At 57.9% G+C, this 23,756-nt stretch carries 22 protein-coding genes; 14 read left to right on the top strand and 8 right to left on the bottom strand.

Annotated features, from left to right (window positions below; genetic code table 11):
* Positions 1–26 precede the first annotated feature (26 nt).
* From pxpA to JO226_RS13040, 4 genes are read right to left on the bottom strand one after another with little or no spacing between them, the layout of a single operon-like run.
* Positions 27–761, bottom strand: coding sequence for a 5-oxoprolinase subunit PxpA (gene pxpA, locus JO226_RS13055; protein ID WP_293592770.1), 735 nt, complete (start codon positions 759–761; stop codon positions 27–29).
* On the bottom strand, positions 751–1,683 hold the full coding sequence (gene pxpC, locus JO226_RS13050) for a 5-oxoprolinase subunit PxpC (RefSeq protein WP_293592769.1): 933 nt from the start codon (positions 1,681–1,683) through the stop codon (positions 751–753). The genes pxpA and pxpC overlap by 11 nt, the downstream gene beginning before the upstream one ends.
* Positions 1,677–2,333, bottom strand: coding sequence for a 5-oxoprolinase subunit PxpB (gene pxpB / locus JO226_RS13045; protein WP_293592767.1), 657 nt, complete (start codon positions 2,331–2,333; stop codon positions 1,677–1,679). Before pxpB ends, pxpC begins: the two co-directional genes overlap by 7 nt.
* Positions 2,334–2,348: 15 nt before the next feature.
* Entirely contained in the window at positions 2,349–3,092 is a 744-nt protein-coding gene (locus JO226_RS13040) for a type 2 GTP cyclohydrolase I (protein WP_293592765.1), read from the bottom strand.
* A 239-nt stretch (positions 3,093–3,331) separates the two neighbouring features.
* Between JO226_RS13040 and dtpD the strand changes: the two genes are divergently transcribed.
* Entirely contained in the window at positions 3,332–4,813 is a 1,482-nt protein-coding gene (gene dtpD, locus JO226_RS13035; protein ID WP_293592763.1) for a dipeptide permease DtpD, read from the top strand.
* On the opposite strand, the gene phrB is transcribed toward dtpD, so the two are convergent.
* Positions 4,810–6,228, bottom strand: coding sequence for a deoxyribodipyrimidine photo-lyase (gene phrB, locus JO226_RS13030; protein WP_293592761.1), 1,419 nt, complete (start codon positions 6,226–6,228; stop codon positions 4,810–4,812). The two genes, dtpD and phrB, sit on opposite strands and share 4 nt — an antisense overlap.
* A 199-nt stretch (positions 6,229–6,427) precedes the next feature.
* Positions 6,428–6,634, bottom strand: coding sequence for a YbfA family protein (locus tag JO226_RS13025; RefSeq protein ID WP_293592759.1), 207 nt, complete (start codon positions 6,632–6,634; stop codon positions 6,428–6,430).
* 301 nt (positions 6,635–6,935) lie between these two features.
* Between JO226_RS13025 and kdpF the strand changes: the two genes are divergently transcribed.
* The 10 genes from kdpF (at position 6,936) to JO226_RS12975 (ending at position 19,425) form a co-directional block, all read left to right on the top strand.
* Positions 6,936–7,025, top strand: coding sequence for a K(+)-transporting ATPase subunit F (kdpF, locus tag JO226_RS13020; RefSeq protein ID WP_035885978.1), 90 nt, complete (start codon positions 6,936–6,938; stop codon positions 7,023–7,025).
* Positions 7,025–8,704 (top strand): potassium-transporting ATPase subunit KdpA, encoded by a 1,680-nt coding sequence (gene kdpA, locus JO226_RS13015; protein ID WP_293592753.1) that lies wholly within the window; start codon positions 7,025–7,027, stop codon positions 8,702–8,704. The genes kdpF and kdpA overlap by 1 nt, the downstream gene beginning before the upstream one ends.
* Before the next feature lie 19 nt (positions 8,705–8,723).
* A complete protein-coding gene (kdpB, locus tag JO226_RS13010) occupies positions 8,724–10,772 on the top strand; it encodes a potassium-transporting ATPase subunit KdpB (RefSeq protein ID WP_293592751.1) in 2,049 nt (682 codons plus the stop codon).
* 13 nt (positions 10,773–10,785) lie between these two features.
* Complete coding sequence (gene kdpC / locus JO226_RS13005; protein ID WP_293592749.1) at positions 10,786–11,355, top strand: potassium-transporting ATPase subunit KdpC; 570 nt, start codon at positions 10,786–10,788, stop codon at positions 11,353–11,355.
* A 14-nt stretch (positions 11,356–11,369) separates the two neighbouring features.
* Complete coding sequence (kdpD, locus tag JO226_RS13000; RefSeq protein ID WP_293592790.1) at positions 11,370–14,054, top strand: two-component system sensor histidine kinase KdpD; 2,685 nt, start codon at positions 11,370–11,372, stop codon at positions 14,052–14,054.
* Positions 14,051–14,728, top strand: a complete 678-nt coding sequence (gene kdpE, locus JO226_RS12995; RefSeq protein ID WP_293592747.1) for a two-component system response regulator KdpE — start codon at positions 14,051–14,053, stop codon at positions 14,726–14,728. The genes kdpD and kdpE overlap by 4 nt, the downstream gene beginning before the upstream one ends.
* A 278-nt stretch (positions 14,729–15,006) precedes the next feature.
* Positions 15,007–15,111, top strand: coding sequence for a leader peptide SpeFL (speFL, locus tag JO226_RS12990; protein WP_114149115.1), 105 nt, complete (start codon positions 15,007–15,009; stop codon positions 15,109–15,111).
* 258 nt (positions 15,112–15,369) lie between these two features.
* Entirely contained in the window at positions 15,370–17,568 is a 2,199-nt protein-coding gene (speF, locus tag JO226_RS12985; RefSeq protein ID WP_293592712.1) for an ornithine decarboxylase SpeF, read from the top strand.
* Positions 17,565–18,878 carry a putrescine-ornithine antiporter gene (gene potE, locus JO226_RS12980; protein WP_293592710.1) on the top strand — a complete coding sequence of 438 codons (1,314 nt, stop codon included), beginning with the start codon at positions 17,565–17,567 and terminating at the stop codon, positions 18,876–18,878. Before speF ends, potE begins: the two co-directional genes overlap by 4 nt.
* A 67-nt stretch (positions 18,879–18,945) precedes the next feature.
* Entirely contained in the window at positions 18,946–19,425 is a 480-nt protein-coding gene (locus tag JO226_RS12975) for a pyridoxamine 5'-phosphate oxidase family protein (protein ID WP_293592708.1), read from the top strand.
* 55 nt (positions 19,426–19,480) lie between these two features.
* On the opposite strand, the gene pgm is transcribed toward JO226_RS12975, so the two are convergent.
* Together pgm and seqA are read right to left on the bottom strand one after the other, a co-directional pair.
* Positions 19,481–21,121, bottom strand: coding sequence for a phosphoglucomutase (alpha-D-glucose-1,6-bisphosphate-dependent) (pgm, locus tag JO226_RS12970; RefSeq protein WP_293592706.1), 1,641 nt, complete (start codon positions 21,119–21,121; stop codon positions 19,481–19,483).
* Between the two features lie 24 nt (positions 21,122–21,145).
* Entirely contained in the window at positions 21,146–21,694 is a 549-nt protein-coding gene (gene seqA / locus JO226_RS12965) for a replication initiation negative regulator SeqA (protein WP_293592704.1), read from the bottom strand.
* Between the two features lie 183 nt (positions 21,695–21,877).
* Between seqA and ybfF the strand changes: the two genes are divergently transcribed.
* The 3 genes from ybfF to fldA all read left to right on the top strand — a co-directional run bounded on the left by ybfF (position 21,878) and on the right by fldA (position 23,746).
* Positions 21,878–22,642 carry an esterase gene (gene ybfF, locus JO226_RS12960; protein ID WP_293592702.1) on the top strand — a complete coding sequence of 255 codons (765 nt, stop codon included), beginning with the start codon at positions 21,878–21,880 and terminating at the stop codon, positions 22,640–22,642.
* A 130-nt stretch (positions 22,643–22,772) separates the two neighbouring features.
* Positions 22,773–23,066, top strand: coding sequence for a LexA regulated protein (gene ybfE, locus JO226_RS12955; RefSeq protein WP_013367106.1), 294 nt, complete (start codon positions 22,773–22,775; stop codon positions 23,064–23,066).
* Between the two features lie 149 nt (positions 23,067–23,215).
* The gene (fldA, locus tag JO226_RS12950) at positions 23,216–23,746 is read left to right on the top strand and encodes a flavodoxin FldA (RefSeq protein WP_293592700.1); all 531 of its coding nucleotides are present in this window, start codon (positions 23,216–23,218) and stop codon (positions 23,744–23,746) included.
* Positions 23,747–23,756 lie beyond the last annotated feature (10 nt).

Below are 23,756 nucleotides of genomic sequence, written 5' to 3'. Positions count from 1 at the left end.
GGTCACGGCGATATCCTCAGCCATGGCTATGCTTCGATATTGATCCTGCACGCCTCAAACGCGGCGCGCAGGCGGCGGGCGAAAGCGAGTGCGTGCTCGCCATCGCCATGAATGCACACCGTCTGTGCCGTCACGCTCGCCCACTCGCCAGTGATGCTTTTCACCCGTCCGGACTCAACCATCCCCAGCGTTTGCGCCAGCGCCTGCTCTTCATCCTCAATCAACGCGCCGGGCTGGGTTCGCGGCACCAGCGAACCATCCGCCTGGTATCCGCGATCGGCGAACACCTCCTGGCGCGTTTTCAGTCCATACCGTTCGCCCGCGCGAATCAGTTCGCTACCCGCCAGTCCCACCAGAATCAGCGACGGGTCGCAGGCCCGTACCGCCTTCGCGATAGCATCGGCCAGCTGTGCGTCTTTTGCCGCCTGGTTGTACAGCATGCCGTGCGGTTTGACATGACGCATGACGCCGCCTTCTGCGCGGGTTATCGCCGCCAGCGCGCCTGTCTGATACAGCGTTTGCGCGTAAACGGTTTCCGGCGGCAGGTTCATGGCGGTGCGCCCGAAGTTTTCCCGATCCGGAAAACTCGGGTGCGCGCCAATCGCCACGCCGTTTTTTAGCGCTTCACGCACGCTCGCCAGCATGGTTTGCGCATCACCAGCATGAAACCCGCAGGCGATGTTGGCGGAGGAGACCAGTTTTAATAATTCAGCGTCGCGGCCGCAGCCCTCGCCCAGGTCGGCATTCAAATCAATGATCATCGTTAAGCCGCCATGTTATCTGTTCAATATAACGCTGCTGATCGTGGCGCGCTTTCAGCGCTTCCTCCAGCGAACACGGTACAAAATGAATGGGTTGCCCGAGCGGAATTTGCGCCAGATGATACATGTCCGCCTCAATGATACAGGCAATGCGCGGATAGCCGCCGGTGGTCTGGGCATCGTTCATCAGCACGATAGGTTGCCCGTTATGCGGCACCTGGATAACGCCCGGCAGCAGCCCGTGCGAGACCATCTCGCGATCGGTTGTACGCGTGAGCGGCTGTCCCTGCAAGCGGTAGCCCATGCGGTTGCTCTGTGGGCTCAGTTGCCAGGGCGAGCGCCAGAATGCCTCCTGCGAGGCCTGGTCAAACTCCTGATACTCCGGCCCCGGCAGCGCGCGGATGCGATTGCCCCACAGCAGCTGTTTGACGCCCCGCGCCTCGCTAAACTGGCGCCTGGGTTTACCCGTCGCCAGCCGATCGCCATCTTTTAACAGGCGTCCGGCAAAACCGCCGATGCCGACCTTCAGGTCAGTGCTACGAGACCCCATCACCTCAGGCACATCAATTCCGCCCGCCACCGCCAGATAGCTGCGCATCCCGTGCAGCGGCCGTTTCAGCGTCAACCGCTGACCGGCTTTTACCGGCAGCCGCCACCCCGTCCAGACGGGCTGACGATCCAAAAACGCCTCGCAGCTTGCTCCGGTAAGAGCGAACCAGCCGTCAGACTCAAACTCCACTACCAGATGGCCCAGCGTTATCTCCAGCGCCGCCGCGCCGGGATCGTTGCCCACCAGCAGGTTCGCGATATACAGCGCCGGTTTGTCCAGCGCGCCGCAGTGGCTGATGCCCGACTGGCGAAAGCCATGGCGTCCGTTATCCTGCACCGAGGTGTACATGCCCGCGCGAATGATGTTCAGCATATGCCCTCCTTCTGCGGGATAAAGCGCACGCTGTCGCCCGGACGCAGCAGAATCGGCTCATCACGATGGGGGTCGAATAACTTAACCGGCGTCAGGCCAATAAGCTGCCAGCCGCCCGGCGTCGATAGCGGGTAGATGCCGGTCTGCGGACCGCCGATCCCCACGGAACCCGCCGGAACCCTCAGCCGGGGCTCCCCGCGTCTTGGCGTATGCAGACGTTCCGGCAAGCTCCCCAGATAGGGAAAGCCCGGCTGAAAGCCCAAAAACCAGACCACGTAATCCACCGACGCATGCAGTTCAACAACCTGTTTTTCGCTCAGACCGCTGTGCCGGGCGACTTCTGCCAGATCCGGACCGCCTTCGCCGCCGTAAATCACCGGGATTTCGATAAAGCGTGATTCCGGCTCCAGCGCATCGCTCTCTTCCCACCAGCGTTGCAGGCGCTCGATGGCATCCAGCGCCTGCATGTGCGGGTCACGCAGAATAACGGTGATATTGTTCATGCCCGGAATGGCTTCAACGACATCCGGCAAACCGACCAGACGCTGCGTCAGGCTCCAGATACGCTTCTGGCTCTCCAGCGTCACCGGAGGCTCCAGCGCCAGCACCACCGCCGTTTCGCCTAACAGATAACAACGCGCTCGCTGCACCCTCTGCCTCCCGTATCAGGCCGGATTAGGTATATCGATAAAGGTCACGTCGAGACCGGTCGTCTCCTGCAGCCATTCACTGAGCGCGCGGATCCCGCCCCGCTCCGTAGCATGATGACCTGCCGCATAGAAATGCAAACCCTGCTCGCGCGCTGAGTGGATGGTCTGTTCCGACACTTCGCCGGTAATGAACGCATCAACGCCGAAGCGGGCAGCGCTGTCGATAAAGCTCTGTCCGCCGCCGGTGCACCACGCCACGCGGGTCACCTTCTCTGGCCCGGTATCGCCGCACCACAACGGTTTGCGTCCCAGTCGCGCCTCAATCCACGACGCCAGCTCAAGGCCGGACACCGGCATAGAGAGCTCGCCCCACGGCAGCAGCGGTTCTATCTCGCCGCGCATGTTAAGACCCAGCAGCGCCGCCAGTTGGGCGTTATTGCCAAGCTCGGGATGCGCGTCAAGCGGCAAATGCCAGCCGTAGAGGTTGATATCGTTCGCCAGCAGCGTTTTCAGACGGTTACGCTTCATTCCGCGGATCACCGGCGATTCGTTCTTCCAGAAGTAACCATGATGCACAATCACCGCATCAGCCTGTTGACGCACGGCCTCATCCAGCAGCGCCTGGCTCGCAGTCACGCCAGTGACGATTTTCTGAATCTCTTCTTTGCCCTCAACCTGTAGACCATTTGGCGCAAAATCGCTGATGGCCGCGCTGTTGAGTTTGTCATTAATCAGTTGTTCCAGTTCGCTATTTTTCATCGTTGCTCCTGCCCGGACATATTCACTTAAGAATATCACAGCTTTCCAACAACCGGACGCCGATACCCACCGTCAGGGCTTTCGTAAAAGGCTTACCACCCCACAGGATATTCATGTATATTTATGCAAAAGGAAAGCATATTAATGAAGCATTGATGCTCAAAGACCATGGAAAGCATAAAAGAAATGAATAATGCGGCATGATTATCTCCCGCGCTACTGGCAAGACTGAGAACGAAATGAAAACACCATCATCACAACCCCGCGCTATCTACTACGTCGTCGCGCTGCAAATCTGGGAATACTTTAGTTTCTACGGTATGCGCGCCCTGCTGATTTTGTATTTAACTAACCAGCTGAAATACACCGATACCCACGCCTACGCGCTGTTCAGCGCCTACTGCTCGCTGGTATATGTCACGCCGATCCTCGGCGGCTATCTGGCGGATAAAGTGCTCGGTAACCGCATGGCGGTAATGCTCGGGGCGCTGCTGATGGTCATCGGTCATCTGGTGCTCGGCGCCAGCGAAATGTCCGCCGTTTTTCTCTACCTCTCGCTGGCTATTATTGTCTGCGGCTATGGATTATTTAAATCCAACGTCAGCTGCCTGCTGGGCGAACTGTATGAGCCGACCGACCCGCGCCGCGACGGCGGCTTCTCGCTGCTGTATGCTGCTGGCAACATCGGCTCTATCGTAGCGCCTGTCGCCTGCGGTTACGTGCAGGAAGAGTACAGTTGGGCAATGGGCTTTGCGCTGGCCGCCGTGGGGATGCTCGCCGGGCTGGTGATTTTCCTCTGCGGCAATCGCCACTTCAGCCACACCGTCGGCGTCAACAAAGCCGTACTACGCAGTAAGAAATTCGCGCTGCCTGTCTGGGGCTGGCTGCTGGTGCTGCTGTTGGTATCGCCGGTCGTTATCGCCGTTCTGTTCTGGAAAGAGTGGTCGGTGTATGCGCTGATCGTCGCGACCATTATCGGCCTTGCCGTGCTGGCGAAAATCTACCGCCAGGCGCAAAACCAGAAGCAGCGTAAAGAGCTGGGGCTTATCGTCGTGCTGACCTTCTTTAGCCTGCTGTTCTGGGCCTTTGCCCAGCAGGGCGGCAGCTCGATTAGCCTCTACATCGACCGCTTTGTTAACCGCGATATCATGGGATATGACGTCCCGACCGCCATGTTCCAGTCGATCAACGGCTTTGCCGTGATGCTGTGCGGTGTGGTGCTGGCGTGGGTGGTGAAAGAGGGCGTGACCGGCAACCGGACAGTACGCATTTGGGGTAAATATGCCCTGGGGCTGGGTCTGATGAGCGCAGGTTTCTGCATTCTGACCTTTAGCGCCCGCTGGTCAGCGGCGCACGGCCACTCTTCTCTGCCGCTGATGGTGCTGGGGCTGGCGGTAATGGGCTTTGCGGAACTGTTCATCGACCCGGTGGCCATGGCGCAGATCACCCGTATTGAGATCCCGGGCGTGACAGGGGTGTTGACCGGGATCTATATGCTGCTGTCGGGGGCTATCGCTAACTACGTCGCCGGAGTTATCGCCGATCAAACCTCGCAAAGCGCGTTCGATGCCGCAGGCGCCGTTAACTACGCCATCAACGCCTATATCGACGTGTTCAGCCAAATTACCTGGGGAGCGCTTGCCTGCGTCGGCATGGTGTTGGTCATCTGGCTTGTCCAGGCAATACGCATGAAAGCCCGCCGCCTGGCGCTGGCCTCTTAACTTTTCCTGGCGGCCTCATAGGCCGCCAGCGTCTCCAGCCGCGCCTGCTTGTGATCGACAATCGGGCGCGGATAATCGAGCGACGCGCCCTGTTTTTGCGCCCACTCCCAGGGCGTGTGAATCTCGCTATCCGGAACCTGCGCCAGCTCGGGCAGCCAGCGGCGAATAAATACACCGGACTTATCAAACTTTTCCCCCTGCATCGTCGGATTGAAGATCCGAAAATAGGGTGCCGCATCGGTACCGGTGGACGCCGCCCACTGCCAGCCTCCGTTGTTGGCGGCGAGGTCGCCATCCACCAGTTGCAACATGAAATAACGCTCCCCTTCCCGCCAGTCAATCAGCAGATCTTTCACCAGGAAGCTGGCGACAATCATACGCAGCCGGTTGTGCATCCAGCCGGTGTCATTCAGTTGGCGCATCGCCGCATCAACAATCGGATATCCCGTTTTCCCCCGCTGCCAGGCTTTAAGCAGGGTTTTATCCTCGCGCCATTTCACTTTCTCAGTCCATTTGATAAACGGTTTGAAGCAACAAAGCGCCGGATGAAAAGTCATTAAATGGCGATAAAATTCGCGCCAGATAAGCTCATTCAGCCAGACGGCGCCATCCTGTCCTGCCAGCGCCCCCGGGTGTTCCGCCAGCAGGCGATGCAGACACTGGCGCGGCGACAGCACGCCAAGCGTCAGGCAGGCGGAAAGACGGCTGGTGCCCTCCGTCGCCGGAAAGTCGCGCTGCGCATCATACTCGACCACGGGCTGCTGGCAAAACCGCCGCAGCTGTTGAATAGCCTGCCGTTCATCCGGCGGAAATAACACGGGATCAAACAGCTGCTGTGGATAGTTGAGCATCAGCAATGCCTGCGCGTCGGGGAGCGCGCCGCCGTCGCGCGGCGCTGGCGCCGGCACGCATTCCGGTAGCCCCACGCGCGCACGACGAAGCCAGGCGTTTTTAAACGGCGTAAAGACTTTATACATCTGCTCGTCGCCGGTCACGACACTGCCTGGCGCCAGGATCACGCTGTCATCAAATCCTTGGCACACCACCGTTTTTAGCGCGCGTTCCGCGGCGATATCGCGCTGGCGTTCATTAACTTCATACTGGTAGTTATAAAAAATATGGCTGACGCCCTGCTGCTCACATAGCGCCTGCAGTTCCATGACCGAGGCGGTGAAATCTGCCGCTTCGCGATAGATAAGCGGGATCCCTTTCTGCGCCAGACCGGCCTGCAGCGCGCGGAGGTGACACTGCAAATAGGCCGCCTGCCGCGGCGCCATGGCGTGATGACGCCACTGCTGCGGGGTGGCGATGTAAAGCGCGATGACCCTGGCCTGCCGGGAACGGCAGGCGGCGGCAAGCGCCAGGTTATCGTGAAGACGTATATCGGCGCGAAACCAGACCAGATGCGTGGCCATAACTCTCCCGTTAATGTCCAGAGTAACGACGTCATATTCCGAGCCGAATAAGCATCGGGGATTCAGCCAAAGAGTGTAATCGCGCCGCTCGCGCAGGCAAAGGTGCGGTGGCATGACGGTTACGATGCGTACCGTAAACCTGGTGCGTAAAAAAACAAAAGGCCGCACAAGGCGGCCCATTTCATCGCATAACGCAGCGTTAGTAAAAATCGCAGGTGGCTTTCTCTGCCTGCTCCATCCACACGGGTTTTTCACTGGTTTTCGCCCACACACGGTGCAGGTAGCTGTAGAAACGCGCGCGGTCTTTCCAGAACAGCATCACCGGCAGCGCCACGATGCCCGCAACGACCACAAATGCGCGGCGCGCGAATACAATATGTGCAGGATAGTCTTTATACAGAGTCATTTTGGTCTCCCCCTATGTTCGACCGGTGAAGCGCACCGGTAAAAGTTATCTGTCTAAAATAGTACCGCTTTGCGCGTAATTTTACTACTCATCCGACCACTATTTTCGGCATTTCAGGGGTTATTTACACAACTTATCGTTATTTGGTTACAGAAAGGTTAAATTAATACTAACCATTAGTTAATTAATGGCTTTTCACCATTTTTATATTTTTTTTACACCCCGCTCCGCGTTTTTTGCGAAATCTTTGCACCAAAAAACCTACCTTTTCCGTACATCATCAAACACCTGGAGGTGGACTGTGAGTGCAGGCGTAATAATCGGCATCGTGCTGGTTTTCCTGTTGTTGGGCTATCTGGTTTACGCCCTGATTAATGCGGAGGCCTTCTGATGGCAGCGCAGGCATTTTTACTCATCGCCGGTTTTCTGGTGGTGCTTTTCGTTCTTGCCCGTCCTCTGGGCCTTGGGCTTGCGAAGATGATCAACAACACGCCGCTGCCGGGCACCGCGGCCGTAGAAGCTGGTTTGTGGCGCGTACTGGGCGTGTCGCGTGAGGAGATGAACTGGCGCCAGTACCTGCTGGCGATTTTGCTGCTGAACATTGCAGGCCTCGTGCTGCTGTTCCTGATGCTGACGTTCCAGGGCGTACTGCCGCTGAACCCACAGGGTTTTCCCGGCCTGCCCTGGGATCTGGCGCTAAACACTGCCGTAAGCTTTATTACCAACACCAACTGGCAGGCCTACAGCGGCGAAACCACCCTGAGTTACTTCAGCCAGATGTCGGGGCTTGCGGTACAAAACTTCCTGTCTGCCGCCACCGGTATCGCCGTGGTCTTCGCGCTGATCCGCGGTTTCGCCCGCCACAGCGCCAGTACCCTCGGCAACGCATGGATGGACATCATCCGCATCACGCTGTGGATCCTGGTGCCCATTTCGCTGCTGATCGCACTCCTGATGATCCAACAGGGCACACTGCAAAACTTCTTGCCCTACCAGCACTTCACCTCGCTCGAGGGGGCAAAAGGGCTGCTGCCGATGGGTCCGGTCGCGTCGCAGGAGGCTATCAAGATGCTGGGCACCAACGGCGGCGGTTTCTTCAACGCCAACTCCAGCCATCCGTTTGAAAACCCGACGGCGCTGACCAACTTTGTGCAGATGCTGGCAATCTTCCTGATCCCGGCGGCGCTCTGTTTTGCCTTTGGCGATGCGGTCAACGACCGCCGTCAGGGGCGCGCCATTCTGTGGGCGATGTCGATAATCTTCGTTATCTGCGCCGCAGTGGTGATGTGGGCGGAGCTGAAAGGCAACCCGCACTTCCTGCAGCTTGGCGCCGACAGCGCTGCCAACATGGAAGGCAAAGAGAGCCGTTTCGGCATTCTGCAAAGTAGCCTGTTTGCAGTCATTACCACTGCCGCCTCCTGTGGCGCGGTAAACGCCATGCATGATTCTTTCACCGCGCTGGGCGGCATGGTGCCAATGTGGCTGATGCAGATTGGCGAAGTCGTCTTTGGCGGCGTCGGTTCCGGCCTGTACGGCATGCTGCTGTTCGTGCTGCTGGCGGTGTTCATCGCCGGGCTGATGATCGGCCGTACACCGGAATATCTCGGTAAGAAAATCGACGTGCGCGAAATGAAAATGACCGCGCTGGCTATCCTTATCACCCCATCGCTGGTGCTGATTGGTACCGCGCTTGCCATGATGAGCGACGCCGGGCGCGCGGGGATCTTCAACCCGGGCATCCACGGTTTTAGCGAAGTGCTGTACGCCGTGTCTTCAGCGGCAAACAACAACGGCAGCGCCTTTGCGGGTCTGAGTGCGAATACGCCGTTCTGGAACTGCCTGCTGGCGTTCTGCATGTTCTTTGGCCGCTTTGGCGTGATCGTGCCGGTACTGGCGATCGCCGGCTCGCTGGTAGGTAAAAAAATCCAGCCCGCAAGCCCAGGCACGCTGCCGACTTTTGGTCCGCTGTTCATCGGCCTGCTGATCGGCACCGTGATTCTGGTCGGCGCATTAACCTTTATCCCCGCCCTGGCATTAGGCCCGGTAGCGGAACACCTCTCTTTACAGTAAGTCGGCTGGAGACGCGTTTATGAGTCGCAAGCAACTGGCTCTGTTCGAACCGTCACTGGTTCGTCAGGCTCTGATGGATGCCGTGAAAAAACTGAGTCCGGACGTGCAATGGCATAATCCGGTCATGTTCATCGTCTGGATAGGCAGCGTGCTGACGACCGGGCTGGCTGTCGCCATGGCGACCGGCCACCTGCCCGGCAGCGCGGGCTTCACTGCCGCAGTCAGCATCTGGCTGTGGTTTACCGTGCTGTTCGCCAACTTCGCCGAAGCGCTGGCGGAGGGGCGCAGCAAAGCGCAGGCCAATAGCCTGAAAGGGGTCAAGAAAACGGCGTTTGCCCGCAAGCTGCGCGCGCCGCAGCATGACGCGAAAATCGATCATGTCCCGTCTGAAGATCTGCGCAAAGGCGATATCGTGCTGGTTGAAGCGGGCGATATTATCCCCTGCGACGGCGAAGTCATTGAAGGCGGCGCATCAGTGGACGAGAGCGCCATTACCGGTGAATCGGCACCGGTTATCCGTGAGTCCGGCGGCGATTTCGCCTCGGTGACCGGCGGTACCCGCATTCTCTCCGACTGGCTGGTGATCCGCTGTAGCGTGAACCCCGGCGAGACCTTTCTTGATCGGATGATCGCGATGGTGGAAGGCGCGCAGCGTCGCAAAACGCCAAACGAAATTGCGCTGACCATTTTGCTGATCGCCCTGACCATCGTCTTTCTGCTGGCAACCGCCACCCTGTGGCCCTTCTCGGTCTACGGCGGCGCGGCAGTTAGCGTGACGGTGTTAGTGGCGCTGCTGGTGTGCCTGATCCCAACCACCATCGGCGGCCTGCTGTCGGCCATCGGCGTGGCGGGGATGAGCCGCATGCTCGGTGCGAACGTTATCGCGACCAGCGGCCGCGCCGTTGAGGCCGCGGGCGACGTCGACGTCCTGCTGCTCGACAAAACCGGCACCATTACGCTTGGCAACCGTCAGGCCTCCGATTTCCTGCCTGCGCCCGGCATCGATGAAAGAACGCTGGCGGATGCCGCACAGCTGGCCTCGCTTGCCGATGAAACGCCGGAAGGCCGCAGCATCGTGATACTGGCCAAACAGCGCTTTAACATCCGCGTACGCGACGTCCAGGAGCTGCAAGCCACCTTCGTTCCCTTTACCGCGCAGACCCGCATGAGCGGTATCAACGTGCATAACCGGATGATCCGTAAAGGCTCCGTTGACGCCATTCGCCGTCACGTCGAGGCCAACGGCGGCCACTTCCCGCCGCAGGTGGATGCGCTGGTGGAAAGCGTCGCCCGTCAGGGCGGCACGCCGCTGGTCGTCGTCGAGGGCGCCAGGGTGCTGGGGGTTATCGCGCTGAAGGATATCGTCAAAGGCGGTATTAAAGAGCGCTTCGCCCAGTTGCGTAAAATGGGCATCAAAACGGTGATGATCACCGGGGATAACCGCCTGACCGCCGCCGCTATCGCCGCCGAAGCCGGGGTCGATGACTTCCTCGCCGAAGCGACGCCGGAAGCCAAGCTGGCGCTGATTCGTCAGTATCAGTCGGAAGGCCGTCTGGTGGCGATGACCGGCGACGGCACCAACGATGCCCCGGCGCTAGCCCAGGCTGACGTGGCGGTGGCGATGAACTCCGGAACCCAGGCGGCGAAAGAGGCCGGGAACATGGTCGATCTCGACTCCAACCCGACCAAGCTGATTGAGGTGGTGCACATCGGTAAACAGATGCTGATGACCCGCGGTTCGTTGACCACGTTCAGTATCGCCAACGACGTGGCGAAGTATTTCGCCATTATTCCGGCGGCGTTTGCGGCGACCTATCCGCAGTTGAACGCCCTGAACGTGATGCATCTGCACTCCCCGGCTTCCGCCATCCTGAGCGCGGTCATTTTTAACGCGCTGATTATCGTGTTCCTGATCCCGTTGGCGCTGCAAGGCGTGAGCTACAAACCGCTGTCGGCGGCCGCGATGTTGCGCCGCAACCTGTGGATTTATGGTCTGGGCGGTCTGCTGGTGCCGTTCGTTGGCATCAAGCTTATCGACCTGCTGTTAACGCTGTTCGGTCTGGTGTAAGAGGAAATTGAAAATGGCGATGTTACGCCCTGCTCTGGTCATCCTGATTTTTCTGACCCTGGTCACCGGCGGGTTGTACCCGCTGGTCACCACCGTCCTCGGGCAATGGTGGTTTAACGACCAGGCGAACGGCTCGTTAATCAGAGAAGATAATGCGATCCGCGGTTCGCTGCTGATTGGACAAAACTTTGACGCTGCAGGATATTTCCACGGGCGCCCTTCCGCGACGGCAAATAGCCCCTATAATCCAGAAGCATCCGGCGGCAGCAATTTAGCCGCCAGCAACCCGGAGCTGGATAAAGAGGTTGCCGCCCGCGTCGCGCAGTTGCGTAACGCGAATCCGCAGGCTGATGGCGCCGTGCCGGTCGAGCTGGTCACCACCTCCGCCAGCGGCCTCGACTACAGCCTGTCGCCGCAGGCGGTGACCTGGCAAATCCCCCGCGTTGCCGCCGCGCGTCAGATGTCAGTGGATGCGCTGAGCAAACTGGTCGCGGAGCATACGCAAAAGCCGTTGGTCAGCATTATCGGCCAGCCGGTGGTGAATATTATTGAACTGAACATGGCACTGGATGCCCTGAAATAACCTCAGGATACATGATGACCGACGAGCCTCTTCGCCCGGACCCCGACCGTCTGCTGGAACAAACCGCGGGCTGGCATCGGGGAAAACTGAAAGTCTTTTTTGGCGCCTGTGCGGGCGTAGGGAAAACCTACGCCATGCTCAGCGAAGCGCAGCGACTGCGGGCGCAGGGGCTCGATATCCTGATAGGCGTGGTGGAAACCCACGGCCGTCAGGAAACCGCCGCCCTGCTTGACGGGTTGGCGACACAACCGAGAAAACGGATCCCTCACCGGCGACGCATCGTCGAAGAGTTTGACCTCGATGCCGCCCTCGCCCGGCGTCCGGCGCTGATCCTGATGGACGAACTGGCGCACACCAATGCCCCCGGCTCCCGCCACCCTAAACGCTGGCAGGACGTTGAAGAACTGCTTGAAGCCGGGATCGACGTTTTTACCACCGTCAATGTTCAGCATCTTGAAAGTCTTAACGATGTGGTCAGCGGCGTCACCGGCATTAAGGTTCGTGAGACGGTGCCCGACCCGTTTTTTGACGCCGCCGATGAAATCGTGCTGGTCGACCTGCCCCCTGACGATCTTCGTCAACGCCTGCACGAAGGCAAAGTCTATATCGGCGGTCAGGCGGAACGGGCCATTGAACACTTTTTCCGCAAAGGCAATCTGATTGCGCTGCGCGAGCTGGCGTTGCGCCGTACCGCCGACCGCGTCGACGACCAAATGCGCGAGTGGCGCGGCCAGGGCGAAGAGCGCGTCTGGCACACCCGCGACGCTATTTTGCTCTGCGTTGGCCACAGCAGCGGTAATGAGAAGCTGGTGCGCACCGCCGCAAGGCTTGCCGCCAAATTCGGCAGCGTCTGGCACGCCGTGTATGTTGAAACCCCGGGGCTTCACCGCCTGCCGGAACACCAGCGGCGCAGCATTCTCAGCGCGCTGCGTCTCGCACAGGAGCTGGGCGCGGAAACCGCCACCCTCTCCGACCCGGCGGAAGACAAAGCGATTTTGCGCTACGCCCGCGAGCACAACCTCGGCAAAATCATTATCGGCCGCCGCACGCAGCATCGCTGGTGGAGTCGGGAATCCTTCGCCGACCGCCTCGCCCGTCGCGCGCCGGATCTTGACCTGGTGATTGTCGCGCTGGAAGACGCGCCCGCCCCACCGGTCAACCGTGGCAACGATGCGCGCCCGTGGATGGATCGCTGGCGAGTGCAGGTTCGCGGCTGTGCGGTGGCGGTGGCGCTCTGCGCATTGATAACCCTGGTGGCCAGCAACTTCCTGATTGCTTTCGCCACCGCGAACCTGGTCATGCTTTACCTGCTTGGCGTGGTGATCGTCGCGCTGTTCTATGGCCGCTGGCCGTCAGTGCTGGCGACGGTGATAAACGTCATCAGCTTCGACCTGTTTTTTGTCGCCCCGCGCGGCACCCTGGCGGTATCCGACATTCAGTATGTGCTGACCTTCGCGGTGATGCTCACCGTCGGGCTTATCATCGGTAACCTGACGGCGGGCGTTCGCTACCAGGCGCGTATCGCCCGCTACCGCGAGCAGCGCACCCGCCATTTGTATGAGATGTCAAAAGCGCTGGCCATCGGTCGCAGCGAGCAGGATATCGCCCGTACCAGCGAGCAGTTTATCCAGTCGACCTTTTACGCCCGCAGTCAGGTGCTGCTCCCCAACGCCAGCGGTCATCTCGCCGCCCTGACCCCCGGCAACGGTATCACCCCGTGGGATGAAGCCATTGTCCGCTGGAGCTACGACAAGGGCCAACCTGCGGGTGCAGGCACTGACACCCTGCCCGGAGTGCCATACCTCATTCTGCCGCTCAAAACGGCGGAGAAAACCTTGGGCGTGATCGTGGTGGAGCCGGGTAACCTGCGACAGTTGATGATTCCCGAGCAGCAGCGCCTGCTGGAAACGTGCACCCTGCTGGTCGCGAGCGCTCTCGACAGGCTGGCGCTCACCACCAGCGAAGAGCAGGCCAGGCTTGCCAGCGAGCGGGAGAGCATACGCAACTCCCTGCTGGCGGCGCTGTCGCACGATCTGCGCACACCGCTCACTGTGCTGTTCGGCCAGGCCGAAATCCTGACGCTTGATTTAGCCGCCGAGGGGTCAAAACACGCCCCGCAGGCCAACGAAATCCGCCAGCATGTGCTTAACACCACGCGGCTGGTGAATAATCTGCTGGATATGGCGCGAATTCAGTCCGGCGGCTTTAATTTACGCAAGGAGTGGTTGACGCTCGAAGAGGTGGTAGGTAGCGCAATTCGTACGCTGGAGCCCGGGCTCGGCGGGCGGCATATCGAACTCCATCTTGGCGACCCGCTGGCGCTTATTCATGTCGACGGCCCGCTGTTTGAGCGGGTGCTGATAAACCTGCTGGAAAACGCCGTCAAATATGCCGGGACGAAAGCGCGAATCGGCATCACTGCCGAACATCAGGATGAACAGCTCCAGTTAGACGTCTGGGATAACGGTCCCGGTATTCCTGCTGGTCAGGAGCAGTCTATTTTTGATAAATTCGCCAGAGGCCATAAAGAGTCAGCCATTCCCGGCGTAGGGCTGGGGCTGGCAATCTGTCAGGCCATTGTGGAGGTTCATGGCGGCACGATGGCCGCGCATAATCGCCCGGAAGGCGGCGCCCGCTTTACGGTGACCCTGCCGTTGGACGCTCCTCCTCCCCTGGACTACCTGCCTGAGGAAACGTGATTAACGTATTAATTATTGAAGATGAACAGGCCATTCGCCGTTTTCTGCGCAGCGCGCTGGAAGGTGACGGCCTGCGTGTTCACGAAGCGGAAACCCTCCAGCGCGGCCTGCTGGAGGCGGCAACCCGCAAACCGGATCTGGTGATCCTCGACCTCGGTCTGCCGGATGGCGACGGCATCGACTTTATCCGCGATTTTCGCCAGTGGAGCCAGGTGCCGGTTATCGTGCTGTCGGCCCGCGCTGAAGAAACCGACAAAATTACCGCCCTTGACGCCGGCGCTGACGACTATCTCAGTAAACCGTTCGGCATTGGCGAGCTACAGGCCCGCCTGCGCGTGGCCCTACGTCGCCACGGCGGCAGCGAACAGAACCAGCCGCTGTTTACCTTTTCCAATACCCAGGTCGACCTTGCGAACCGCAGAATCGTCCGCGGCGATGAAGAGATTCATCTGACCCCGATAGAATTCCGGCTGCTGGCGGTGTTGCTGAATAATCACGGCAAGGTACTTACACAACGTCAGTTGCTCAGCCAGGTCTGGGGACCGAACGCCGTCGAGCATAGTCATTATTTACGCATTTATATGGGGCACCTGCGCCAAAAGCTGGAAATAGATCCCGCACGTCCACAGCATTTATTAACGGAAACCGGTATTGGCTATCGCTTTATGTTGTGAATAATTATTCACAACATAAATATCTCTCCCCCTGCTTATTCCAACCCCGCTAAATTTATTAAAAAATAATAAAAAGCCACAAACAAGATTAATTCAAATCATTATTCAACACATTTCATTCACAATAAACATACAATTCAGCACATCATTCTGTGATATGCATAACCAATGACTATTTATTTCTTAAATGATCATATTTTATTGATCATCTTCACAGATTACCTTTCATTCATGGATAAAATGACCCCACTTTCACTCAATGCATGAAGGTACACGAAATGGAAAACAATAGCCGAACGATGCCCCATATAAGGCGGACAACACATATCATGATGTTTGCCCACCGAAATAGTTTTGACTTTCACTTCTTTAATGCCCGGTAGTCTTCCGACTACGGGCGCTTTCGCATACAGGTCTTCCTGAATTTTGCCAGTACAGGCATCCGCCTGTAGCCAATAGCGCTCGCCCTGACAAATCCTGCACATTGCCAGTCACCGGACTGGTGGGATTTGTGACATCCCAAAAAAGCAATTTCCTGATTTTATTATCAGCGGAGTGATATTGCCTTTTATCCGGAAAAATCAATTTCTTTTTTAAGAAATTGAGGGCCTGTTATTACCGAAAATAAAGAAGAGATCCCAATGTCAGAATTAAAAATTGCAGTAAGCCGTACTTGCCCTGATTGTTTTACGACACAGCGTTCTATTATCAATACCTGTGAAAGCCATTTTATTGACGTTGCCGCCGCCGTATTGTCTATTGAAGATGTCGAGCGCGGCAAACTCGATGAAATAGATGCAACCGGCTACAACATCCCGGTATTTATTGCCATTAATAAAGAAGAAATCGTGCCTGCTGAGTACCTTTCACGTATTCAGGGGGTGTTCGAGCACGATGAGACCCGGAACGACTTTTACGGCCGTCAGTTGGAGGCCGCCGCGCACAAATACGAGGTGCAATTGCGCCCACCGTTCTTCCGCGCGCTGGTCGATTACGTCGCTCAGGGCAACAGCGCTTTTGACTGCCCGGGCCACCAGGGCGGCGAATTCTTCCGCCGCCATCCAGCGGGCAACCAGTTTGTCGAGTATTTCGGCGAAGCACTCTTCCGCTCTGACCTGTGCAACGCCGATGTCGCTATGGGCGATCTGCTGATCCACGAAGGTGCGCCGTGCATCGCCCAGCAGCATGCGGCGAAGGTCTTTAACGCCGACAAGACCTACTTCGTGCTTAATGGCACCTCGTCCTCCAACAAAGTGGTGCTGAATGCCCTGCTGACGCCGGGCGATCTGGTGCTGTTTGACCGCAACAACCACAAGTCTAACCACCATGGCGCACTGCTGCAGGCGGGGGCAACGCCGATTTACCTGGAAACAGCACGCAACCCATACGGCTTTATCGGCGGTATTGATGCCCACTGTTTCGAAGAACGCTATCTGCGTGAGCTGGTCAGCGAAGCCGCGCCAACCCGCGCACAGGACGCCCGTCCGTTCCGTCTGGCGGTGATTCAGTTAGGTACCTACGACGGCACCATCTATAACGCCCGTCAGGTGGTCGATAAAATCGGTCATCTGTGCGACTACATTCTGTTTGACTCCGCCTGGGTGGGTTACGAACAGTTTATTCCGATGATGGCGGACTGCTCGCCGCTGCTGCTGGATCTCAACGAAAACGATCCTGGCATTCTGGTGACCCAGTCGGTGCACAAACAACAGGCAGGTTTCTCACAGACCTCGCAGATCCACAAAAAAGACAGCCATATCAAAGGGCAACAGCGCTATGTTCCGCATAAGCGTCTGAACAATGCCTTTATGATGCACGCCTCCACCAGCCCGTTCTATCCGCTGTTTGCGGCACTGGATATCAACGCGAAGATGCACGAAGGCGAATGTGGTCGCAACATGTGGATGGACTGCGTGGTTAGCGGTATCGAAACCCGTAAGCTGATTCTCGATAACTGCAAACATATCCGCCCGTTTGTCCCGGAACTCGTCGACGGCAAGCCGTGGCAGTCCTGGGCGACCGCCGATATCTCCACCGACCTGCGTTTCTTCCATTTTGTTCCGGGTGAACGCTGGCACGGGTTTGAGGGCTACGCCGAGCACCAGTACTTTGTCGATCCATGCAAACTGCTGCTGACCACGCCGGGCATCGATGCGGCGAATGGCGAGTATGAGCGCTTTGGCGTACCGGCCACCATCCTCGCCAACTTCCTGCGTGAAAACGGCGTGATCCCGGAAAAATGCGACCTCAACTCCATCCTGTTCCTGCTGACGCCAGCTGAAGACATGGCCAAGCTGCAGCAGCTGGTCGCGTTGCTGGTACGGTTTGAAACCCTGCTTGAGTCCGATGCGCCGCTTGCCGACGTGTTGCCGTCGCTCTACGGCCAACATAAAGATCGCTATGAAGGTTACACCCTGCGCCAGCTGTGCCAGGAAATGCACAACCTCTATGCCCGTCACAACGTTAAGCAACTGCAAAAAGAGATGTTCCGCAAATCGCACTTCCCGCGCGTGAGCATGAACCCGCAGGACGCTAACTACGCCTATCTGCGCGGCCAGGTCAGTCTGGTGCCGCTGCCACAGGCCGAAGGTCGCATTGCCGCAGAAGGCGCGCTGCCGTACCCGCCAGGCATACTGTGCGTCGTTCCGGGCGAAATCTGGGGCGGCGCCGTACTGCGCTACTTCACCGCGCTGGAAGAAGGTATCAATCTGCTGCCCGGCTTTGCACCGGAACTCCAGGGGGTTTACCTCCAGGAGCACGACGGTCGCAAACAGGTGTGGTGCTATGTGATTAACGATCAGCACGCCCCCAATGCGCTGCTGAAAGGGGAAAAATTATGAGCAAATCCAACAAAATGGGGGTTGTTCAGCTCACCATCCTGACGATGGTGAACATGATGGGTTCGGGCATCATCATGTTACCCACCAAACTGGCTGAAGTCGGCACCATTTCCATTATCTCCTGGCTGGTCACCGCCGTGGGCTCAATGGCTCTGGCGTGGGCCTTCGCTAAATGCGGGATGTTCAGCCGTAAGTCCGGCGGGATGGGCGGCTATGCGGAGTATGCCTTCGGTAAGTCCGGCAACTTCATGGCGAACTACACCTACGGCGTGTCGCTGCTGATTGCCAACGTGGCGATCGCCATTTCGGCAGTCGGCTACGGCACCGAGCTATTCGGCGCCACGCTGAGCCCGGTGCAAATCGGTATCGCCACCATCGGCGTGCTGTGGCTGTGTACGATTGCCAACTTCGGCGGCGCGCGCATCACCGGTCAGATCAGTAGCGTCACCGTCTGGGGCGTTATCATTCCGGTCGTCGGTCTGTGCATTATCGGCTGGTTCTGGTTTAGCCCGACAATGTACGTCAACGCATGGAACCCGCATAACGTGCCGTTCTTCAGCGCGGTAAGCTCGTCTATCGCCATGACGCTGTGGGCCTTCCTGGGCCTGGAATCCGCCTGCGCCAACATGGAAGTGGTGGAGAACCCGGAACGTAACGTGCCTATCGCTGTTCTCGGCGGGACCCTGGGCGCGGCGGTGATCTACATCGTCTCAACCAACGTGATTGCCGGGATTGTGCCGAACATGGATCTGGCGAACTCCACCGCGCCGTTCGGTCTGGCTTTCGCCCAGATGTTTACCCCGGAAGTGGGCAAAGTGATCATGGGTCTGATGGTAATGTCCTGCTGCGGCTCACTGCTCGGCTGGCAGTTCACTATCGCCCAGGTGTTTAAATCTTCGGCGGACGAAGGTTACTTCCCGAAAATCTTCTCCCGCACCAGCCAGGCGGATGCGCCTGTCCAGGGGATGCTGACTATCGTGGTCATCCAGTCCGGGTTAGCGCTGATGACTATTAGCCCGTCGTTGAACAACCAGTTCAACGTGCTGGTTAACCTGGCGGTGGTGACCAACATTATTCCGTACATCCTGTCGATGGCGGCGCTGGTCATCATCCAGAAAGTGGCGAAGGTCGATCCGGGCAAAGCGAAAATCGCCAACGCCGTAGCGCTGATCGGGGCTATCTATAGCTTCTACGCGCTCTACTCTTCCGGCGAAGAGGCGATGCTGTACGGCTCTATCGTGACCTTCCTGGGCTGGACGCTGTATGGCCTGGTCTCCCCGCGCTTTGAACTGAAAAACAAACACGGTTGATCCCCGTCTCCGGGTCGCCGCTCAGGCGGCCCGGGCAGTTCAAACCATCAACGATAAGACACAAGTTATGAGCAATCCAGAGCGGGAAGTCACTGCAATTGCAGACATACGGGCAATCGTCGAACGGCATCAGGTCTGCCGGATAGCCCTTAATGACGATGCCTGGCCGTATGTTGTTCCGGTCAATTTTGGCTATGACTATCAGGACGGGCGCTGGGTGATTTATTTCCACGGCGCCAGAACCGGGAAAAAAATGCGGCTGCTGCGTAAAAACCCGGCGGTCAGCGTTGAAATCGACGGCGACCACGGGCTTATTACGGCGGACGACGCCTGTGATTACGGCTTCGCCTATACCAGCATTATGGCCACCGGGTATGCCTCGATACTGCAACGTCGTGAGGAGATGCGGCGCGGGCTGGATGCCATCATGCGCCAGTCAGCGCCGGGAAAAACCTTTCACTATCGGGAACAGATGATGAAGGCGGTCTGCGTTGTACGCATCGACTGCGAAACGTTAACCTGCCACCGTCACGCTCTCCCCGGTTAAAGGGCAAAAAAAAAGCAGGCGCCTTCTCAGGAGCCTACTTTTCTTCGTTCACGCCTTACGCGTTTTTCAGCACTTCGCTGACAATCTCAACCGCTTCTTTCTCAATCAGCTTACGATGTTCGTCGCCGAGGAAGCTTTCACAGTAGATTTTGTACGCATCTTCCGTACCAGACGGACGCGCCGCAAACCAGCCGTTGTCGGTCATCACCTTCAGGCCGCCGATAGACGCGCCGTTGCCCGGCGCCGCTGTCAGACGCGCGGTGATCGGATCGCCCGCCAGGGTGTTAGCGCTGACCATCTCCGGGGAGAGTTTAGACAGTGCGGCTTTCTGCGCGGACGTTGCCGGAGCCTGCAGACGGTTGTAGCTCGGCGCGCCGAAGCGAGCCGCCAGCTCATCGTAGTGCTGCTGCGGGTTCTTACCGGTAACCGCGGTGATTTCCGCCGCCAGCAGGCACATAATGATGCCGTCTTTGTCGGTAGACCACGGCGTACCGTCGAAACGCAGGAATGATGCGCCCGCGCTCTCTTCGCCGCCAAAGCCAAAGCTGCCGTCAAACAGGCCGTCGACGAACCACTTAAAGCCCACCGGCACTTCCACAAGCCGACGGCCCAGCGCGTTCACCACGCGGTCAATCATTGCCGACGACACCAGGGTTTTCCCTACGGCAACATCAGCGCCCCACTGCGGGCGATGCTGGAACAGGTAGTTGATCGCCACCGCCAGGTAGTGGTTCGGGTTCATCAGCCCGGCCGGGGTCACGATGCCATGGCGGTCGTAATCCGGGTCGTTGGCGAAGGCCAGAGAGAACTTGTCGCGCAGCTGCAACAGGCCCGCCATTGCGCACTCAGAGGAGCAGTCCATACGGATAGCGCCGTCTTTATCGAGGTGCATGAAGCGGAATGTTTGATCGACATGATCGTTAACAATGGTCAGATCGAGCTTGTAGTGCGTCGCGATACGCTTCCAGTATTCGATACCGGACCCGCCAAGCGGGTCGACGCCGAGCTTCAGACCCGCTTTCTGGATAGCCGCCATATCGACGATATCCACCAGTCCTTCGATGAACGGCTGAACCAGATCCAGCGCTTTAATGTGGCCGGAAGCCCATGCGGCATCCAGCGACATGCGCTTCACGCCGTTCAGGCCGTCGGCCAGCAGCGCGTTCGCGCGATCTTCCACCACTTTGGTGACGTTGGTGTCTGCCGGACCACCGTTTGGCGGATTGTATTTAATGCCGCCGTCATCCGGCGGGTTGTGCGACGGGGTGATGACGATGCCGTCAGCCTGAGCGCCGCCTTTTTTGTTGTGAACCAGGATAGCATGAGAGATAGCAGGCGTCGGGGTATAACCGTTCTGCTCCTGCACAATCACATCCACACCGTTGGCCGCCAGCACTTCCAGTACGGAAATGATCGCAGGCTCAGACAGCGCGTGAGTATCCTTACCCACAAAACACGGACCGGTGATGCCGTTTTTCGCACGCTCTTCCGCAATTGCCTGAGCAATCGCCAGAATGTGCGGTTCGTTAAAGCTATGACGAGCGGCGCTGCCACGGTGACCGGAGGTCCCGAATTTTACCGCGTGGTCCGCGTTGCCTGCTTGCGGCTTCAGCACGTAGTACTGAGACGTCAGCTGGGCGACGTTGATCAAATCACTCTGTTGTGCAGGTTGACCCGCACGGTTATGAGTTGCCATTGCCTGGTCCTTCTCATGCAAGGGTTAGATTGTGCCGCAAACCTTTTCAATTAATTCCGCAGGGAACTGCATTGATTGCATGATGTGTTCAATCATGCTGCATTTACGACCGGTGTTCGTGTTGGTGATCACCCAGTACGGGGTTTCTGGCACCTGTTTGGGTTTGGTCTGGTTACCGTTTTTCAGCAGCGTTTGCTCATCGGCCGCGAAATAGACGCGGGTACGGCCATGCAGAGACTCCGTCGCTTCAGCAAACGTTTTGCCATCCAGTGAGTAGAGTGTAGTCAGCACCAGCATAAAGCGGTTCACCGCTTTTTTCTGTTCGGCGTATTCATCAGAAAGCAGCAGCTCACGCATAGCGCGAACCTTATCTCTCGGCGTCGTCGCCGCTTTCACTGCCGCAACAGGCGCAGGTGCGGCAGCGGGGGACTCTTTAACGACGGTAGCGGCTGGCTGGGAGACGGCGGAAAATTTCAGCATGCGCCGTAAAATGTCGGATGCGCTCTCGCCAATGTGCAGGGTGTGGCTGGCAATATAGCGATAGAGCTCATCATCAACTTCGATCGTTTTCATCTTAATCCAGTACGATATCTTTTCTGAATACAAGTCGCTGGGATTATAAGGTCAAATCCCAACAGCGGATAGCGTCAAACCAGGGTGGCGGCAATTTCAGGAATACTTCCTGGTGTTGCAGCCGGGCGGCAGAATGTTCAACATAATACCCTAACCCGACAGAGCGAAAAAAAGAACTTTGCCATGAAATTGAATAGCCGAGCGCTAACTGCACAAAACCTGCACACTCATTCACCCATCGTCCTCGTCCACGGCCTGTTTGGCAGCCTGGATAACTTAGGCATCCTCGCCCGCTCTCTGGTCACCGACCACGACATCGTACAGGTGGACATGCGTAATCACGGCCTTTCGCCGCGCGTCCCCGAAATGACGTATGCGGCAATGGCCCAGGACCTGCTCGACACCCTGGACGCGCTACAGATTGAAAAAGCCACACTGGTTGGCCACTCCATGGGCGGTAAAGCGGTGATGGCTTTAACCGCCCTCGCCCCTGAGCGTATCGACAAACTGGTGGCTCTCGATATCGCGCCGGTGGATTACCAGGTGCGCCGTCACGATGAGATCTTTGCCGCCATCAACGCGGTCACCGACGCCGGAGCGACCTCTCGCCAGCAGGCCGCCGCCGTGATGCGCGAACACCTGCATGAAGAAGGCGTGATCCAGTTTCTGCTGAAATCCTTTATCGACGGCGAATGGCGTTTCAACGTGCCGGTACTGTGGGATCAGTATCCGCATATCGTCGGCTGGGAGCCTATTCGCCCGTGGGATAAGCCCGCGCTCTTTATTCCTGGCGGCAACTCGCCGTACGTGACGGAGGCCTACCGGCAGCCGCTGCTGGCGCAATTCCCGCAGGCGCGAGCCCACGTCATTGCCGGGGCCGGTCACTGGGTGCATGCGGAAAAACCGGACGCCGTTCTGCGCGCCATCCGCCGTTATCTGGCTGAGTGATTAAAAACCGAGCGACCGCGCGCCATAATGCCCGTCGGCGTTGGCGCGCCGGACTCCGTGATGTATGATTGCGCGCTATCTACGCCGGAGGGTATTCCGGCGGCTTGTTTCCCCGAAGTCACTCTGAATCATGGCAAAAGAACAAACGGACCGTACGACATTAGATTTGTTCGCAAATGAGCGTCGCCCGGGAAGACCCAAAACCAGTCCGCTCTCGCGCGATGAACAGTTGCGCATTAACAAGCGCAATCAGCTAAAACGCGATAAGGTCCGCGGCCTGAAACGTGTCGAGCTGAAGCTGAACAGCGACGCTGTCGATGCGCTCAATGAGCTGGCCGACGCCCGAAATATGAGCCGCAGCGAACTGATTGAAGAGATGCTGATGCAGCAACTGGCTACCCTGCGCGGCCAGGGGATTGTCTGAAAATCCGCAAAAATAACATTTTCATGTAGCAGAGAGTGCAGTACGGCGCGATAGCGGTTTTCGCGCACCGCTGCTCCTGCTATTATTGCCCTTATCTGTGGGCATCATGCCACCACCATTTCAAGACGTTTCAAGAGGTTATTTTACTCATGGCAATCGTAGGCATTTTTTTTGGCAGCGATACCGGCAACACCGAAAATATCGCAAAAATGATTCAGAAGCAGCTGGGTAAAGATGTTGCTGAGGTGCATGACATTGCCAAAAGCAGCAAAGAAGACCTCGAAGGTTTCGACATTCTGCTGCTGGGTATCCCAACCTGGTACTACGGCGAAGCGCAGTGCGACTGGGACGACTTCTTCCCGACGCTTGAAGATATCGACTTCAACGGCAAGCTGGTTGCCCTGTTTGGCTGTGGCGATCAGGAAGACTACGCTGAATACTTCTGCGACGCGCTGGGCACCATTCGCGACATCATTGAGCCGCGCGGCGCCGCAATCGTTGGCCACTGGCCGACGGCAGGCTACCACTTCGAAGCCTCTAAAGGCCTTGCCGATGACGATCACTTCGTCGGTCTGGCGATTGATGAAGACCGCCAGCCGGAACTGACCGCAGAGCGCGTTGAAAAATGGGTTAAGCAGATTGCAGAAGAGCTGCATCTGGAAGCGATTAAGAATGCCTGATCTTATAGCG

Source organism: Pluralibacter sp., from assembly GCF_019237635.1.
In the GTDB taxonomy this organism is placed as follows: domain Bacteria; phylum Pseudomonadota; class Gammaproteobacteria; order Enterobacterales; family Enterobacteriaceae; genus Enterobacter_B.
The sequence above is the reverse complement of the archived record's forward strand: the minus strand, read 5'-3'. Positions and strand labels throughout refer to the sequence as shown.